Source organism: Salipaludibacillus keqinensis (genome assembly GCF_003226325.1).
GTDB lineage: Bacteria > Bacillota > Bacilli > Bacillales > Salisediminibacteriaceae > Salipaludibacillus > Salipaludibacillus keqinensis.
Map to the genome: position 1 here is coordinate 71,167 of NZ_PDOD01000002.1, position 16,434 is coordinate 87,600.

At 40.9% G+C, this 16,434-nt stretch carries 16 protein-coding genes; 1 reads left to right on the forward strand and 15 read right to left on the reverse strand.

Features of this window, described 5'->3' with window-relative positions; genetic code table 11:
* Positions 1 to 99: 99 nt before the first annotated feature.
* Positions 100 to 1,605: a D-alanyl-D-alanine carboxypeptidase/D-alanyl-D-alanine endopeptidase gene (dacB, locus tag CR194_RS07510; protein ID WP_110609062.1), complete on the reverse strand. Its 1,506-nt coding sequence runs from the start codon at positions 1,603 to 1,605 to the stop codon at positions 100 to 102.
* A gap of 297 nt (positions 1,606 to 1,902) precedes the next feature.
* Between dacB and CR194_RS07515 the strand changes: the two genes are divergently transcribed.
* Positions 1,903 to 2,334 carry a DUF2621 domain-containing protein gene (locus CR194_RS07515; protein WP_110609063.1) on the forward strand — a complete coding sequence of 144 codons (432 nt, stop codon included), beginning with the start codon at positions 1,903 to 1,905 and terminating at the stop codon, positions 2,332 to 2,334.
* Between the two features lie 35 nt (positions 2,335 to 2,369).
* On the opposite strand, the gene CR194_RS07520 is transcribed toward CR194_RS07515, so the two are convergent.
* From CR194_RS07520 to CR194_RS07585, 14 genes are all read right to left on the reverse strand, one after another.
* Entirely contained in the window at positions 2,370 to 2,885 is a 516-nt protein-coding gene (locus tag CR194_RS07520; protein WP_110609064.1) for a CcdC family protein, read from the reverse strand.
* 63 nt (positions 2,886 to 2,948) lie between these two features.
* Positions 2,949 to 3,563 (reverse strand): hypothetical protein, encoded by a 615-nt coding sequence (locus CR194_RS07525; protein ID WP_110609065.1) that lies wholly within the window; start codon positions 3,561 to 3,563, stop codon positions 2,949 to 2,951.
* Position 3,564: 1 nt separating this feature from the next.
* Positions 3,565 to 4,116: a peroxiredoxin family protein gene (locus CR194_RS07530; protein WP_110609066.1), complete on the reverse strand. Its 552-nt coding sequence runs from the start codon at positions 4,114 to 4,116 to the stop codon at positions 3,565 to 3,567.
* Positions 4,117 to 4,482: 366 nt separating this feature from the next.
* Positions 4,483 to 4,689: a copper chaperone CopZ gene (gene copZ, locus CR194_RS07535; RefSeq protein WP_110609067.1), complete on the reverse strand. Its 207-nt coding sequence runs from the start codon at positions 4,687 to 4,689 to the stop codon at positions 4,483 to 4,485.
* A gap of 24 nt (positions 4,690 to 4,713) precedes the next feature.
* Positions 4,714 to 7,110, reverse strand: a complete 2,397-nt coding sequence (locus CR194_RS07540) for a heavy metal translocating P-type ATPase (RefSeq protein ID WP_110609068.1) — start codon at positions 7,108 to 7,110, stop codon at positions 4,714 to 4,716.
* A 19-nt stretch (positions 7,111 to 7,129) separates the two neighbouring features.
* On the reverse strand, positions 7,130 to 7,453 hold the full coding sequence (locus CR194_RS07545; protein ID WP_110609069.1) for a metal-sensing transcriptional repressor: 324 nt from the start codon (positions 7,451 to 7,453) through the stop codon (positions 7,130 to 7,132).
* A gap of 153 nt (positions 7,454 to 7,606) precedes the next feature.
* Complete coding sequence (locus tag CR194_RS07550; protein WP_110609070.1) at positions 7,607 to 8,050, reverse strand: SRPBCC family protein; 444 nt, start codon at positions 8,048 to 8,050, stop codon at positions 7,607 to 7,609.
* Positions 8,051 to 8,075: 25 nt separating this feature from the next.
* Positions 8,076 to 9,875, reverse strand: a complete 1,800-nt coding sequence (locus CR194_RS07555) for an ABC transporter ATP-binding protein (RefSeq protein ID WP_110609071.1) — start codon at positions 9,873 to 9,875, stop codon at positions 8,076 to 8,078.
* The gene (locus tag CR194_RS07560; protein WP_110609942.1) at positions 9,872 to 11,629 is read right to left on the reverse strand and encodes an ABC transporter transmembrane domain-containing protein; all 1,758 of its coding nucleotides are present in this window, start codon (positions 11,627 to 11,629) and stop codon (positions 9,872 to 9,874) included. Before CR194_RS07560 ends, CR194_RS07555 begins: the two co-directional genes overlap by 4 nt.
* A 121-nt stretch (positions 11,630 to 11,750) precedes the next feature.
* On the reverse strand, positions 11,751 to 12,824 hold the full coding sequence (gene mnmH, locus CR194_RS07565; RefSeq protein WP_146035923.1) for a tRNA 2-selenouridine(34) synthase MnmH: 1,074 nt from the start codon (positions 12,822 to 12,824) through the stop codon (positions 11,751 to 11,753).
* Between the two features lie 92 nt (positions 12,825 to 12,916).
* Positions 12,917 to 13,126: a YneF family protein gene (locus CR194_RS07570; protein WP_110609073.1), complete on the reverse strand. Its 210-nt coding sequence runs from the start codon at positions 13,124 to 13,126 to the stop codon at positions 12,917 to 12,919.
* A 118-nt stretch (positions 13,127 to 13,244) separates the two neighbouring features.
* A complete protein-coding gene (gene sirA / locus CR194_RS07575; protein ID WP_146035924.1) occupies positions 13,245 to 13,703 on the reverse strand; it encodes a sporulation inhibitor of replication protein SirA in 459 nt (152 codons plus the stop codon).
* A gap of 226 nt (positions 13,704 to 13,929) precedes the next feature.
* Entirely contained in the window at positions 13,930 to 15,927 is a 1,998-nt protein-coding gene (gene tkt, locus CR194_RS07580) for a transketolase (RefSeq protein ID WP_110609075.1), read from the reverse strand.
* Positions 15,928 to 16,157: 230 nt separating this feature from the next.
* Entirely contained in the window at positions 16,158 to 16,403 is a 246-nt protein-coding gene (locus CR194_RS07585; RefSeq protein WP_110609076.1) for a DUF896 domain-containing protein, read from the reverse strand.
* Positions 16,404 to 16,434 lie beyond the last annotated feature (31 nt).

Here is a 16,434-nt window from a genome sequence, read left to right on the forward strand (position 1 = left end):
CCTTCCAAACTGGATACAGCCCACCCCAAACCGACTACAGAAGACAATAAAAAATACCTGAAAAGCGACGGATCGCTTTTCAGGTATTCATGCACTCGTTTATTCTTCTAAATTTCTTGAAAACTCGGCTAACGCAATGGCAATCTCATCTTCAATGAACTTTGGATGACTGCCAATATAGTTGTTTATGATAATGCTAAAGATAAGCTCTTCATTATCTTGTGATGTGACGTAGCCTGACAATGAGGTTTTGGAAGTGACTGTACCAGTCTTAGCCTGCACATTCCCTTCTGCCGCCGTACCTTGCATCCTATTCCTTAACGTTCCTCCCGTCATACTGTCAACATTTCCTGCTACCGGAAGGGAGTTATAGTAAATTTCATACCAATCTTCTTGTTGAACGGACTGTAATAAAGCCGTCATTTCTTCAGTGGGAATTTTGTTTAAGTGAGACATTCCTGAACCGTCTCTTAACTGAATGGTCTCTGTATTTAACCCTGCTCCTTGAAGATAATCTTCTACGACGTCTAAACCTGCGTTCCAACTACCTTCTCCATGGACTTCTTGCCCCATCGTTTTTGTGAGACTTTCAGCGATCCCATTATTGCTTGGTTTCATCATATGGTCAAATAATTCTTCTAAAGGCATCGATTCTTTCAACGCTAGTTCATTTGCCCCTTCAGGAGTTTCTCCTAATGTTAGCTCCCCTTGCACTTTAACTCCATGGCGTTCGAGTGCCTGATGGAATAAGTCTTGCGCCAATTCGGTTGGTTCCCATATAGCAATCCAATTTCTCCAGCGTGCGCCGTCTGTGGGGATCGTACCATCTACAAAAATATTATTATTTCCATGCTCTCTCCCCCAGTCCACTGTCCGGGGTCCGCCTGCTTCAATTGTTTCGACGTCATTTAATACAGTAATATAATCTGTTTCTGGATATACGCTAACAGTCGTATCTTCACCAGCCGTTTCGCTAGGAAACACCTCGACAATCACAGTTCCTGCATCATACCCTTCATCTGGTGACACTGTTAAGGCGGAAACTTGAGCACCTGTTGAGCGTCGTTGATTAAACCAAGACAAGTCAAGAGATAATCTCATGTCATCAAAAAATGAATCATCAGCTACAAGGTCTCCTTGCACGACTTTGATTCCTTGATCTGCTACTTGAGCTGCTAGATCATCAAAGTCTTCTGGCAGCATCGTCGTATCTCCAGTCCCTTTCAAGTATAAATCGCTATGTAACACTTTTCCCGTATGACTACCATCACTATAAACGCCTGTTGTATAAGTATAGTCAGGCCCTAACGTATCTAAAGCCGCTGCCCCAATTAACATTTTCTGACCTGATGCAGGAACCACACTTATGTCACTATTATAAGAAAAGAGTTCTTCATCTGATTCGGCTGATTGGACGTGAACAGCTGGTAAAGCATGGTCTAAATCTTCATTCTGCAAGATGTCTAATAGATCTGCTCTTAATTGTTGTTCCGCAGTTAAGTCAGAATCAGCTCCCGTCCCCATTTGAAATACAACTAACATCGCCATTAAAGCAAAAACAGCCCCAAAACGAAAAAATATTTTTTTGCTAAAAATACCCACCATCTCCTCTTATGTAATTTTTAGTTTTTTCTGTCTATTTAAGGTTATAAGAAATGGATGTGTATTACATGGGCCATTTACCTGTTTATTCCAGATATTTGTTGAGATAAATTTCCTAGAGTTATCAAATGGGCTATCCTACTTTTCTTGGAAGAAGGTGTGCATCTTTTATCGCATAAAATCTTATCTATCTGTCTTCTTCGTCCATTGATACAAAAATACGATTTAAGTAAGATGAAACTTTTCATCTGTGGTTAAGTATCGTAAAATGATAGATGGACAAGAAAGAGGTGTAGATCTGTGCTTGGCGATATATTTATGTGGTTTATAGCTTTATGGTCATTATTTATTTTTATTTTTGTCTCTATTGGCGGCTACTTTATGTTTAGAAAGTTTCTGAAGAAGATGCCGAAAGAAGATGGGAAGTCGATTTTAGATTGGCAAGATTATTACATTCATGAAACTCTCCACTTATGGACGGACGAACAGAAGAAGTTTTTAAACGAATTGGTCGAGCCTGTACCGGAATTATTTCGTGACGTAGCTAAAGGAAAGATTGCAGGAAAAATTGGACAATTAGCGATGGAAGAAGACGCCGATGAGATGCATGAAGAACTCATTATTAAAGGCTACATTCTGGCGACACCTAAGCGAGACCACAAGTTTTTGCGAAAAAAATTAAAGGAAAAGGATATTGACGCCACTCCTTATGAGCCTTATTTTCACCAATAGAAAAACCCAACCCTTAAGAATGATACGACATTCCTTTAAGGTGTTGGGTTTTCTGATTTTACAGGCCATTTTGACCCTGATCTAGTAGCTCGTAATTGTTTTTCCACTTCTTTGAACTTCAAGTACATAGCCACTCTCCATGGCAAGATCATTCCAAATGCAAGGATAAAAAACATTCCAGCAAGTACTTCATATTCAAAATAGATTCCGAAAATGAGTTTAAAAACAATCCGGATCACAAGCAGTCCAATTAATATAAATGGGAAGGCTTTGGATCGTTTCATGTAAATGTCTTTCCCCCGAATTTCAAAAGAAGACGTTTTGATCAGAATAATTGAAAAAAGCAATCCGACCGAGAACGCTTCGATTACCTCTAAAGGCGTAATTTCACGAACAGGAGGATAGAGAAACATGAGAAATCCTGTGGACATCGCGATCGGCGGGATCAGAATTTTCTTTACATTGGCTGGTCGCTTCATCGCTTTCATCCGAACGAAAAGAGCAAAAATAGCCATAAACACAGCTAAAATCATAAATAGAGTTGCGTACATAGGCATTCCACCTTACTTTAATCATCCCGGATATTATACCATATTTCAAAAAAACGAGTCTGATTATACTTGAAATGGAGCAATAAGAAAGTAAATCGCTCCCATGGCAATGATCAAGTAAACACTGCGAGCGTACCAGATCGTGCCTTTAAAGAAGAACATCGCTCCAAGCAGTGTCAAACTGTAAAACCATACATAATAGAAATTCACCGGATGTACGGTCCCTCCGTCTAATTGAAAACCGAAAGGCAGTGGCGTCATTGCTCCAAATTGCTGGACAAATACATGGTAAAAAATTATTGAGACGATGACTGCCGTTAAAAGACTTTCCCAGACGATAAACGTCCATTTTAATTTTTTGTAAAAATAGACGATGAGTGCGAATGCAACGGTTGAAGCTGTTGGCACGGCCCAAGGTCCTCCAGAGAAATAGATCAAGTTCCGTAAGTCCGTCACTAATCCCGGTTGCAAGATGAATGGCCATAATTTGAAAATCACTATCCAAATGATCAAAGCAAGGGTTATCTTATCGACAACTGCTTCATGATCTTCTACACCGGACTTGTTTAAATAGAAGGAAACGACGGTGACTGCTACGAGAGCTGATAACATCAAAAAGAGTAACTCTATTGAAACGGTCAAAGGCCCTAAGGACCAAGTTTGCAGTGGATGAAACAAGTTACTCCTCCTCCTTTACAAGGGAGCGAATTTCAGATTCAAGTTCCGGATAGGAAATCGCTCCTGTTTTTCGATATGTAATCATACCATGCTGATCAATGAAAATGGTCGCTGGGACGGGAGGTGCGTAGTAGTTTCTTGAGATGATGCCGTCTTCATCTAAAATATTTTTAAAAGTCAATTCGTTTTGACTTATAAATGATTCTGCTTCAGACTGGCGATCGTGCATGGTGGCATTCACCCCTACAATATTCACCTCGTCGCTGAAAGTTTGGTGCGCTTCTTCCATCGCTTCGCTGGATGCTTGACAATAAGGGCACCAAGAAGTCCAAAAATAGAGCACCGTACCCTTTTGTCCTAACTGATCGGTTAGATCAAAAGGCTCTGCTGAAAAGGTCTCCGCACTGAAATCCGGTGCTTGATGGCCCGCTTGAGCGTGAGCGGGGGCCCCTGTTGTTCCTTGATCTAAGTTTTGCTGTTCTTGTGCGAGCCATAGAAAGGCACATACAGATGCCATCATGACGATAAAAATTACTCTTTTTATTAGAATCATTGTTTCACCTGCTCCTTAATACGTGTATAGGTATTATGGTAACATAAAAAATTAATTATGGGGGATAACGGTGCTCCTGTGACGGTTGCGAAATTTGTCGAAAGTTGTTATATGATCGAATACTCTGGCTATACAGCGCAGCTGAAACTCTATACGACGTAACTCTGTCTCTATACGAATGAACTTCGTTTCTATATGAGTTAATTGACGTTCTATAGGAAGTAACTACGTTTTTATAAGAACTAACAGCCGTTCTCCTAGGCGCAACTACTCCTCTACTTAAAGACAACTCAAAATTCTATCGTTCCATAAATAACAAAAAAGAAGCAGCACCTATAGTCAGGTACCACTTCCCACACATGGTTATTATTGAACGTCATAGCCTTGTTCTTCGATTTCTTCCTTTAGAGTTGCCACCGTTACTTCGTTATCATTGAATTCTACGGTCACATTTTTCGCATCTAAATTTACTTCTGCTGTAGAAACGCCGTCTACTTTCGTAAGAGCCCCTTCTACTGCGGCTTTACAATGATTACACGTCATACCATCTACTAGAATCGTTTCTTTTCTCATTTTTGAATCTCTCCTTTAATTTCATTAAGATTTATATTCTAGCTTTACTCTTTTCAAGCGCAAAGCATTAGAAACAACAGATACGGAGCTAAAGGCCATCGCCGCTCCTGCAATCCAAGGCGCTAATAATCCGAGGGCCGCGATAGGGAGACCGATGGAATTATAAATAAACGCCCAAAACAAGTTTTGCTTGATATTTCGCATCGTTAAATGGCTTAAGCGGATAGCTTGCGGGATCGAACGTAAATCACCGCGCATGAGTGTGATGTCCGCCGCTTCCATCGCTACATCTGTTCCGGTACCGATCGCCATGCCAATATTTGCGGTGGCAAGAGCTGGAGCGTCATTAATCCCGTCGCCTACCATGATCACATGCTTTCCATCTTCTTGCAACTGTTTCACTTGTTCTGCCTTTTCTTCAGGCAGCACCTCAGCCAGGACGTGGTCGATTCCAACCGAATGAGCGATTGCCTTAGCTGTACGCTCATTGTCACCTGTGATCATCATGACTTGGTAACCCATTTTTTTCAATTCCGTCACGGCCTCTTGTGACGTTTCTTTCACTTGGTCTGCTACAGCAATGGAGCCTAAAAGCTGATTGTTTTCAGCTACTAACATCACTGTCTTTCCGTCCCGTTCTAGGTTCATCATTTCATCTTCATAGACGTCAACGGATATGCCGTGTTCAATCATTAGTTTTCTCGTACCGATTCGTAACGTTTTGTCATGGAAGCTTCCTTGCAACCCATGGCCTGGGATCGCTTCGAATTGACTGATCTCAACGAAAGTTAGTGCTTCTTCCTTCGCTTTATTCACAATCGCCATTCCAAGAGGATGCTCTGAATAATTTTCAATCGAAGCAGCCATCTGCAATAGTTCTTCATCTGTATAACTAGAAAAAGACACAATGTCTGTCACTTCAGGAGTCCCTTTCGTAATCGTACCGGTTTTATCTAGGACAACCGTATCCGTATGATGCGCCCGCTCTAAGTGCTCTCCACCTTTATATAAAATACCATTTTCTGCGCCTTTCCCCGTACCGACCATGATCGATGTAGGTGTGGCCAGCCCTAAGGCACATGGACAGGCGATGACAAGCACGGCTGTGAAATTGATCAGTGCATCTTGGAATGATGCTCCCGCAAGAAAGTACCAGCCAAGAAAAGACAGTACAGCAATCATGACAGCCCCAGGCACGAAGTAACCTGAAATAATATCAACCATCCGCTGAATTGGTGCTTTAGATCCTTGTGCTTCTTCAACGACTTTAATGATTTGTGATAAGGTTGTTTCTTTCCCTACCTTCGTTGCTTTTAATGTGATCGAACCATGCTTATTAATCGTAGCTCCAATCACTTCTTCTCCTGCCTGCTTTTCTACAGGAAGGCTCTCACCTGTTAACATTGATTCATCTACTGTCGAATAACCTTCTTCCACGATGCCGTCGACAGGGATCTTTTCACCTGGTTTTACCCGAACGAGGTCATTCACTTCTACATCCGTAATCGCAATTAGCATTTCTTCGCCGTTACGAATCACCGTGGCTTTTTTAGCTTGCAGTCCCATGAGTTTTTTGATCGCTTCTGAGGTACTGCCTTTTGCCCTTGCTTCCAACAGCTTCCCTAGTAAAATCAACGTAATAATCACAGCACTCGTTTCAAAGAACAAGTACACTTCGCCAGTTAAGACGAGATAGACAGAATAAAAGTAAGCCGCTGACGTTCCCATTGCCACGAGGACATCCATATTGGCACTTCCACCCCGGAGGGATTTATATGCTCCTTTGTAAAACTGCAGACCTGCGTAAAATTGAACGGGTGTAGCAAGTGCCCACTGTAAATATCCATTCATAAGCCAATGGGGTAATAACATCGTTTCAGGGTAAAAATGGTCAATCATTGTGACAAACAAAGGTATCGAGAAAGCGAGTGAAAATAGGAATAAGAACTTTTGCTTACGAACAGCTTCATCTTTCTTGCTTGCTTTATCTTGGTCATCTGCCCTATGAGGTTTCGCTTTGAAACCGATTTTTTCAATACGCTTGATGATCGTTTCTTCATCGACTACCCCTGGGGTGTATTCGATCGTACCCCGTTCCATTGTTAAATTCACCGTGGCTTGTTGAACCCCGTCTAATTTAGAGACGACTTTCTCGATTCTTGCTGAACAGGCGGCACATGTCATGCCTTCAATGGCTAAATCTAATTTTTCTTCTTGAACATGAAATCCAAGTTTCTCTATTTTTTCAACCGCTTGTTGCACGGTATATTTCTCATCATCATATTGAACCGTTGCTTTTTCCATCGTCAAGTTCACTGAGGCTTCAACGCCGTCTTGTTTGTTCAACACTTTTTCAATCCGTGAGGAGCAAGAGGCGCATGTCATCCCTTGAACAGGCAAATGAATTTTTTTAATACCCAAATCGTCTCACCTCCTCTTCTTAAGACTTGGAAAACTGTTGAATCACTTTCATAAGCTCATCAATTGTTTCTTTTCCATCACCTTGCTGAACAGCATTCGTCACACAACCTCGCGTGTGGTCTTCCAACAACTGATATCCTACTTTTTTCAACGCAGCATTTATGGCAGATACTTGCACAAGAATGTCGACGCAATAACGTTCTTCTTCAATCATTTTTTGAATCCCACGTACTTGTCCCTCTACGCGCTTTAACCGTTGAATCAACTGCTTCTTTTCCTCTTCAGTCCTCATCTTCACGGGTGTCTTTTCCGGTGAAAGGGGAATCGTAAACTTTTCGTCCATGATAATCACCTCAAATTTTTGTTTGTTTATATATACCATACCCCCGGTTGGTATATATGTCAACCGTGTTCACTTATTCTTCACATGATCACGGAAATGCAAAACACCCATGGAGGATCAGCTAAACTGACTCCATGGGCGTTTCGAACCTCTCTATTCTTGTTCATTTTCCAAGTACTGTTTCACATATTTCAAATGATCTTGGTCCTCTTTTTTCAACATTCTAACGACTAATGGTTTCGTTAGCTTCATCATCAATTTTTCAGGAAACACTGTTCCTTCAAAGCTCACTTTTGTCTTCCCATCTTCTGTGTCAAAAGTGTACCCATACTCTACTGTTAAACCGTTCGAAGTGCTTTTAAAGCTATATTTCTTCCCCTGTTCATAACGGGTAATTTCAATATCAGTTCCTACTCGTCTATTTGTCAACTGTCGATACTCCCGGTAGGTAGCCCCCACTTGTTGCTCTTGATCGTTGGTTCTTTCCACTTCAGTCACATTGGCAAACATTTTTGCGGCATTTTCAGGGTTTGCCATCGTGTTAAATACGTCATCAATCGGTCGGTCTATCAGAACTTTCTCAAATAAATCAGCCATACTTAACGCTCATCCTTTCAATTAACTAGTTGGAAGGGGATTCTTCTAATTTTTCTGCCCCTTGCTGTAGCAAATACATTTTCTCATATAATCCTTTTTGTTTCAGTAGCTCCTTGTGATTTCCTTGTTCCACTACTTGACCTTGGTGTAATACAAGGATATGGTCGGCGTTTTTTATCGTTGACAATCGATGAGCAATAGCAATGGTCGTTCGGCCTTTTCTCATTTTCTCCAAAGCCAACTGAATCTCCGTTTCTGTTTCCGTATCTACACTAGCTGTCGCTTCATCTAGAACAAGAATTTTAGGTGCTTTTGCCATCGTTCGCGCAAAGGAAAGCAGCTGTCGCTGGCCGCTTGAAAACGTCGATCCTCTTTCACCAACAGGGTGGTCATAGCCTTTAGGAAGCTTGGAAATAAAGGAATCTGCGTGTACAAACTCTGCCGCTTCCTTTACTTTCGCCTCTGTCATCGTATCATCAAACAAGCGGATATTATGTTTCACATCGCCTACAAACAGAAAAGGGTCTTGCATAACGAGTCCAATCTTTTCTCTTAGCTCTTTATTCGTATACGATTCGATTGGCTGTCCATCAATAAGGATCTCCCCTTGCTCAATCGAATAGAAGCGCATTAACAGATTGATGATCGAACTTTTCCCGCTGCCGGTATGTCCCACTAACGCTAATGTTTCTCCTTTGTTGACTTTGAAACTTATATTTTTTAACACATCTTGTTTTCCGTCATACGAAAAAGTTACATTTCTAAATTCAATATCTCCTTGAGATACGATCGGTTCATTTGTTCCTTGTTTCTGAGGAGCGAGCTCATCGTGATCCATTAATCGAAAGACTCTGCCTGCGGAGATCATCGCTTGTTGGAAGATCGATAATCGCTGCATGATCTGGTTCACTGGTTCAAAGAAACGGTCTAAATAATTCACGAACGCATAGAGAACACCGATTTCCACAGGGTTATTTAACGACGTGATGCCAAAAAAGGTTAATACGAGCACGAGAGCAATGATAGAAATAAAATCAACCGCTGGCCTAAGAAGTAAGCCATCTAGCTTCATACTCTTATACCAAGCTTGATGATGACCCTCATTAATCTCCTGAAATTCCCGGTTCATCCGGCGTTCTTGGCGAAATAGCTGAATAATCGTCATTCCTTGAATGGATTCATTTAAACGAGCGTTTAATTCGCTAAGTTTCTCACTCATCTCTGCGTAATATTTTGAACTGAACTTTCGATACAAGTGCATGATGGTGAGAATCATCGGTAATAACACAAGACAAAACAGGGCTAACTGCGGATTTAAATAAAACATAGCGATGAAGACACCGACAAGAAAGACGATATTTTGTATAAAGGTCGCCATGACACTGACGTACAACTCTTTCACTTGCTCCGTATCGTTGGTGATTCGAGATACGAGACCTCCCGTAGGAAATTGATCAAAAAACGACAGACCTAGCTTTTCTACTTTGGCGAAAATATCAATCCTCAGCTTTTGAATGATTTTGAGTGCAATTTTTTGAAACAGCAAGAGCTGAGAATAATTCATGATCGCAGCTGAAAAATGGAGGAACAAATATCCTGCCCCTAATAATAGCAAAGGTTGAAATTCAAACACTCGCGGCGTAAGAAAATCATCTATAAAAATTTTAATCAAAATGGGTCCAATCAGTTCGGCACCCGTTCCTCCAATAAGAAGAATCATCGCAATCGTAAGCCATTTCCAGTGAGGTTTCGCATAATCTAGTAACCTCTTAAATACGGGTCCTTGTGGCAAGGGGGTAAGCAAATGTTTGTGGCGGTCGATCATGATGATTCCCCCCCTTTATGAACCAACGATTCTAACTGCTGATGGTCGTACATATTTCGGTACCATCCATTTCTATCCATTAGAGTGTCATGAGAACCATGTTCTGCTATCGTCCCTTGGTCCATGACAATGATTTGATCAGCATGCTTTATAGCACTTAATCGGTGAGCGGTGATGAGTGTCGTTTTTCCACGACGAATGTCCCTCAAGTGTTGAAGGATCGTTTCTTCTGTTTTGGCATCGACGGCAGACAACGAATCATCTAAAACGAGTATTTCCGGATCTTTAAGAATTGCTCGAGCAATGGAAATCCGCTGCTTTTGTCCTCCAGACAAGGTGACTCCCCTCTCGCCAACCATCGTTTCATATCCTTCCTCAAATTGAAGAATATCTTCGTGGATGGCAGCCAGTTCCGCCGCTTGAATAATTTCATAATACGAAGCATCCGGTTTCGCGAAGCTGATATTATCGGCAATCGTGGCCGAAAAAAGAAAGTGATCCTGTGGAACATAACCGACCGTCGTTCGAATCGCCTCTAACGTGTATTGGGTAATGGGACGATTTTCGAAGTAGATCGAACCTTTTTGTATATCATAATCTCTCATAAGTGAGCGAACGAGTGTCGTCTTGCCGCTTCCTGTACGACCTGCTATCCCGAGCGTCTCTCCGCGGGTGATTTGCAATTGAATCGACGATAGTGCGGGTTCTTCTTCTTGATCATAAGAAAATTCGTTAATCTCAAATGTTAAGTCTCCTTTAGGAGGTTTTGTCAAGGCACCAGGCTCATCTACAATATCTTGTTTAACAGATAATAGATTTCTCACCCGGTCATACGAAGCACGACCTCTTTCCACGATATTAAAAAGCCAGCCAAAAGCGAGCATGGGCCATATGAGCAATCCTAAATAAACAGTGAAACTCGTTAACTGCCCTATCGTTATCTCCCCGGCTACCACATATCTTGAACCAAATACAATAGATAAAAAGAAAGACATGCCGACAATTAACGAAATAGTCGGGTCAAACAAAGCATCGACTTTCGCTACCTCAACATTTTTCTTAACAACATGATCAGATTCCTTCTTGAAGGATTCTACGTCTTCAGTTTCATAACCGAATGTTTTCGTGACGCGAATGCCTGACATACTCTCTTGGACTTTGTCATTTAACGTAGAGAAAGCGGCTTGAGCTTTGGAAAATCTGGCATGCAACATGGAACCGTATTTACTAGTGGCCAGTGCCATAAACGGCATAGGAATCAAGGCAATTAGCGTTAACTCCCAGCTAATCGTGGCGGCCATTGTGATGATGACAAAGCCTCCCATCGTTAATGAGTCCACTAAAGTAAGAACACCCGCTCCTGCCGTTTGTTCAACTGCACGAATATCATTGGTTGAGTGGGCCATTAAGTCTCCTGTTCGCCGTTTTTGAAAGAAGGAGGAGGTCATTTTTGAGAAGTGTTCATATAATTGATTACGTAACAGACGGGCTAAGCGAATCGCCGAACCAAAAATTAAAATCCGCCAAACGAATCTTAATATATAAACCATGACGGCTAATACGAACAACACTAGCATCCACTGCCATAATATTTGTTCTGTTAATGTATTCATGGAAATATGGTCAACGATGACGCCGACAATGTAGGGAGGTAACAAAGACAGAACAGAAACAACCGCTAAAATAGCGATTCCCCCACCGTATTGCCACTTCTCCTGTTTGAAATACCACATTAAATCAATAAAAACTCGCAGCACGCCCACCTCAATTCATCAGGACATAAATTTTTCCATATATTTGTATAACAAAAATTATTTTACCATATTTGGGCGTAGTAGCGGTGAAAAGGTTTACAATAATTTTACCTAGTATTGGCTACAAATTCTGATCTATTTTCTCTTGAATGACTGTGGTAATTTGTGACTCTTCATACTTGTTTAATTTAAGAATGTTTTCTTTATCGCTAGGAACGTATTCATTGTTTTTATGATTATACTTGGGATCGTAATAATGTGTAAGAAGTAATTCAAACAATTCCTCGTACTGTTGATTGGCAAGGGCCTCTTCTGCACTTCCGACTATTTTAGTAGGGAGTCGTTTTTTGATTTTACCTACCCCTTCAGCAATTTCTTCTGAGTATTGAAAAGGTTGATAGTCTTCCATAATATGATTGACTCTTCGCTCCATCCGATCTTGAATTTCAATAAACGTTCCTTGTTGTTTATTTTCTAATATAAAAGGCGGTATAATGATTCGACCAATTCGTTTGCTTTCAGCTTCAATAATCATCATTCTTTTATCCACAAGCTGTTCAAGTTCCTCAACTAAATGGAACTCAAATTGTTTCTGGCTCGTTTGTTTGAGTCCAATGTGACCGAATACGGATCCTCGGTGGCAGGCTAGCCCTTCTAAATCCAAGACAGGATAGTCCCTCTCTTTTAATTCCAATAGCCATTTTGTCTTCCCGGTACCTGTATTGCCACCTAGAACGATTGTTTTCCAGTTCAGTGATGCGAAGTGATCCAACTTTGCTTGAACATGCTTTCTGACAGAACGCATGCCCCCTTCCAACTGGCGAACGGGAAGTTTCATAGCAAGCATCATCGAGACAAATGATCCACTTCTCATCCCGCCTCTTGCACAGGTCACTACAGCCGTTTTCGTCGGGTTCGCTTCTGCTAATTGCATCCATTTATGATAAAATTCAGGTAATTTTTTTGAATAGATGTCTATGCCGATTTTCTTCGCTTTTTCTGAACTTTCTTGTTTGTAGATGGTCCCTACTTGTTTACGTTCTTCATCGGTAAATAAAGGTACATTCAGACTGTCTGGTAAATGAAACTCTTGATATTCTGATGGGGAGCGAACATCAATCACATAGTGACGGTGAGGATCTATTTGGTCATAGGTAATGGACGGAAACGTATAGGATTGCATGTATGTATTCACCTATTTCATTAAAATTAGTTAGGTTGTAACTCCTTTACTTTACCATTATTCTTCACTAAATGAAAAAACACTCCATCACGGAGTGTTTATCCTTATTTTTGATTATTCATCGCTTTCATCATCTGGTTGATCTTCTTCTGTGATGGATTCATGCCCATTTGCATCATCATCACTCGAAGCATTTTTTCATTAATTGGCGGATTTTTCTTCATGTAACTCATCATGTACTGTCTAGCAATAAAGAATCCAAGCGCGATCCCTGCTAACAGAGCGATGACACCGATTAAAATATTTACCCACATCGGCGTTGACCCTCCTTCTTCTGTCTACTTAAGTTGTCGGATAGAAATATATTCTTATGAACCTCATTTATTATACATGAAGAAGCTCGCTTTTAAAAGAGGGTTGAGAAATTTTGTCTTATATCCCCGATCTCTCTTGCATGATATTCATCACTTGGATTGGTTTCAACCACCCATATTTATTTGTCTCGTAATTCATAGCCAAAAAGAAGGACTGATACCTTCTTAACACTTCGAAAAAGCTCGTCTCAGCGTCAATTCCTCCACTAGCAAAAAGAATCATCTTCTTTGGAAACAATGTTAATCTTGCGAAGCTTTGCTCTTTCACCATATTTAACGTATGCGTGTGTTTGGAATAGGAGTAGTCTTTCTGGTGAAAGAAATACTGATATATAAAATGATCCAAATTACTTTGATAAAAGTCTTTTGTAATGTATTGAACTTGGCCAGTAGTGATTTGTTTCAGGTTTCCATGAGCATGTCTATGTTCATAGAAAAGTTGAAAAAGTTTCTTTTCCATCCCGCTGTACATATAAGCCACTTCTTCGTCTATCAAGACGATTTCATATTTTCTCATTGGATCACCCTCTCTCAATCTATTCACTACCCCTAAAATAAAAATGGAGTTAAGATCTCTTGACCCTTGCTACCTCTATTATAAAAGACAAGATCATGAACATCTGTCACAATGTGTAAGGAGAGAATGACTAATTTTGTCTAAATTCGAGGATTTTCAACGATTAAAATGACATCACAAAAGAAAGCACTTGGGAATAACCCCAAGTGCTTTCTAAAGAATCTTATTATTTTTCTAATAGTTGTTTAAATCGAGTCACGACGTTTTCAGCTGTGAAGCCATATTCTTTTAAAATACGGTCTCCAGGAGCAGAAGCACCAAATGTATCGATTCCTAAAATAGAACCTTCACTGCCAGTATAACGATCCCATCCTAATGAAGCAGCCATTTCGATCCCTAGGCGATGCTTAATGTGGGAAGGTAAGACAGATTCTTTATACTCGGCAGATTGTTGCTCAAACCGGTCCCAGCTAGGCATGCTGACAACAGACACGTGAATTCCTTCTTTTTCAAGAGCGTGCTGTGCGTCCACTGCTAATGAGACTTCAGAACCTGTAGCAATAAGAAGTCCGTCAACATCTCCATTGGCATCAGACACGACGTAAGCACCTTTCTTCACTCCTTCATACGCTTTTTCTTTCGTTGAAGGAAGTGTCGGTAACCCTTGACGAGTTAATATTAATGCATGCGGTTGGTCTGTGCTTTCCAAAGCGATTTTCCAAGCGGCAGCCGTTTCATTTCCATCTGCAGGTCGAACGACAGAGAGTCCTGGAATCGCTCGAAGCGCTGGCAATTGTTCTACTGGCTCATGCGTTGGACCATCTTCACCTACTGCGATGCTGTCATGTGTAAATACATACGTTGCAGGTACTTTCATTAATGAAGAAAGTCTTAGTGCAGGACGTAAATAGTCAGAGAAGACGAAGAACGTTGCCGCATAAGGCTTCACACCTCCGTGTAGAGCCATACCGTTCACTGCAGCAGCCATGGCAAATTCACGGACACCAAACCAAATGTTTCGGCCTGCATAGTTTTCCCGGGAGAAATCTTCTTCTCCTTTTAACATCGTTTTATTTGAAGAGGCTAAGTCAGCCGATCCACCGAACAGGTGAGGAGTATTTTGTGCAAGAGCATTCAAGACTTCTCCACCGGATGCGCGAGTTGCCGAGCTGTCACCTTCTTCATAGACAGGTACATCTTTGTCCCAACCTTCAGGCAGTTCACCTTTCACGGCTGTTTCAAATTGAGCTGCGAGTTCAGGATAAGCTTTCTTGTATTCTGCAAAGGTTTGATTCCAAGTATCTTCTTTGTCTTGGCCTTCTGCAGCAAGCTTCTCATAATGATCTCTTACTTCATCAGGAACGTGGAAATCCTTTTCAAATGTCCACTTATAAGCTTCTTTTGTCAGTTTCACTTCATCTTCACCTAATGGTGCCCCGTGTGAAGCTGATTTTCCACTCTTACCTGGAGAACCGTATCCGATGACTGTCTTCACTTCGATGAGTGTTGGACGATCATCTGATTTCGCCGATTCAATGGCACTTGTAATTGCCTCTAAATCGTTTCCATCTTCCACTCGAATCACTTGCCATCCGTATGCCTTATAACGATCCTCTACACTTTCAGAGAATGATTGATGTAATTCACCATCTAATGAAATATCATTGGAATCGTAAAAAACGATTAATTTGCCAAGCTTAAGATGACCTGCTAATGAAGAAGCCTCTGCTGAGACACCTTCCATTAAATCGCCATCTCCACAAATACTATATGTATAATGATCGACGACATTGAAATCATCTCGGTTGTAGGTAGCAGCCATATGGCTTTCTGCCATGGCAAACCCTACAGACATAGCAATTCCTTGCCCTAAAGGACCTGTTGTTGCTTCTACTCCAGGAGTGTGACCGAATTCAGGGTGCCCAGGAGTTTTACTTCCCCACTGTCTGAATCCTTTTAAGTCGTCCATTGTCACATCGTAACCATGTAGATGAAGCAAGCTGTATAAAAGCATCGAGCCATGTCCAGCTGATAGAATAAAACGATCACGGTTAAACCAGTCTGGGTTTGAAGGGTTATGGTTCATGTATTTCGCCCATAATGAATAGGCCATTGGCGCAGCACCCATTGGCATTCCAGGGTGACCCGATTGAGCCTTTTCAATGCTGTCGATTGACAAGGTACGTATCGTATTAATGGATAGATTATCAATGTTTGTTGACATAAAATATCAGCCTCTTTTCAAATGATTTAACTCAAATATACTACAATCATATACCTTCTAAAGACGTTAGACAACCGTTTCCCTTTATGAAAATTGAACAATTTATTAATCATTTGATTAGGATTCGCTAAATTCCGACTAAATACACAAAAAATATCCGGCTATTTTAAAGGGAAATAGTCCGGATATTGTTTACTCATGCGTTTATTGTTGCCTTGCAAATGGTTTCATTAATGCAATGGGCCGTTGTATTGATTATTCTTTTTCTCTTCTTTTAATTTGTCTGGGGTCACATCGGTCCCGTCCTCATCAACGACTTTCACAGAAGTTAATTGATTCTTGAAAGATTGACGAACATTTTTTAAATATTGTTGTCGAAGGTCTTTTTGTTCTTTTTGTTCTTTCAATGTAAGTCCTTCAGACTTTGATTTTTTAGCTAACTCGTTTATGCGCTGAATTTTATCTTTACTAAGCACTTGAATTCCTCCATTTATTAAAATGCTTGTT

Coding starts and splice junctions, on each gene's coding strand:
- CR194_RS07550 (WP_110609070.1), bottom strand. CDS start 8,050: ATGGCTGATTTATTTGAGAAAGTTCTGATAGACCGACCGATTGATGAC.
- copZ (WP_110609067.1), bottom strand. CDS start 4,689: ATGAGAAAAGAAACGATTCTAGTAGATGGTATGACGTGTAATCATTGT.
- CR194_RS07545 (WP_110609069.1), bottom strand. CDS start 7,453: ATGGACGAAAAGTTTACGATTCCCCTTTCACCGGAAAAGACACCCGTG.
- sirA (WP_146035924.1), bottom strand. CDS start 13,703: ATGAGAAAATATGAAATCGTCTTGATAGACGAAGAAGTGGCTTATATG.
- CR194_RS07570 (WP_110609073.1), bottom strand. CDS start 13,126: ATGTGGGTAAATATTTTAATCGGTGTCATCGCTCTGTTAGCAGGGATC.
- CR194_RS07530 (WP_110609066.1), bottom strand. CDS start 4,116: ATGATTCTAATAAAAAGAGTAATTTTTATCGTCATGATGGCATCTGTA.
- dacB (WP_110609062.1), bottom strand. CDS start 1,605: ATGGTGGGTATTTTTAGCAAAAAAATATTTTTTCGTTTTGGGGCTGTT.
- tkt (WP_110609075.1), bottom strand. CDS start 15,927: ATGTCAACAAACATTGATAATCTATCCATTAATACGATACGTACCTTG.
- CR194_RS07520 (WP_110609064.1), bottom strand. CDS start 2,885: ATGTACGCAACTCTATTTATGATTTTAGCTGTGTTTATGGCTATTTTT.
- CR194_RS07555 (WP_110609071.1), bottom strand. CDS start 9,875: ATGATCGACCGCCACAAACATTTGCTTACCCCCTTGCCACAAGGACCC.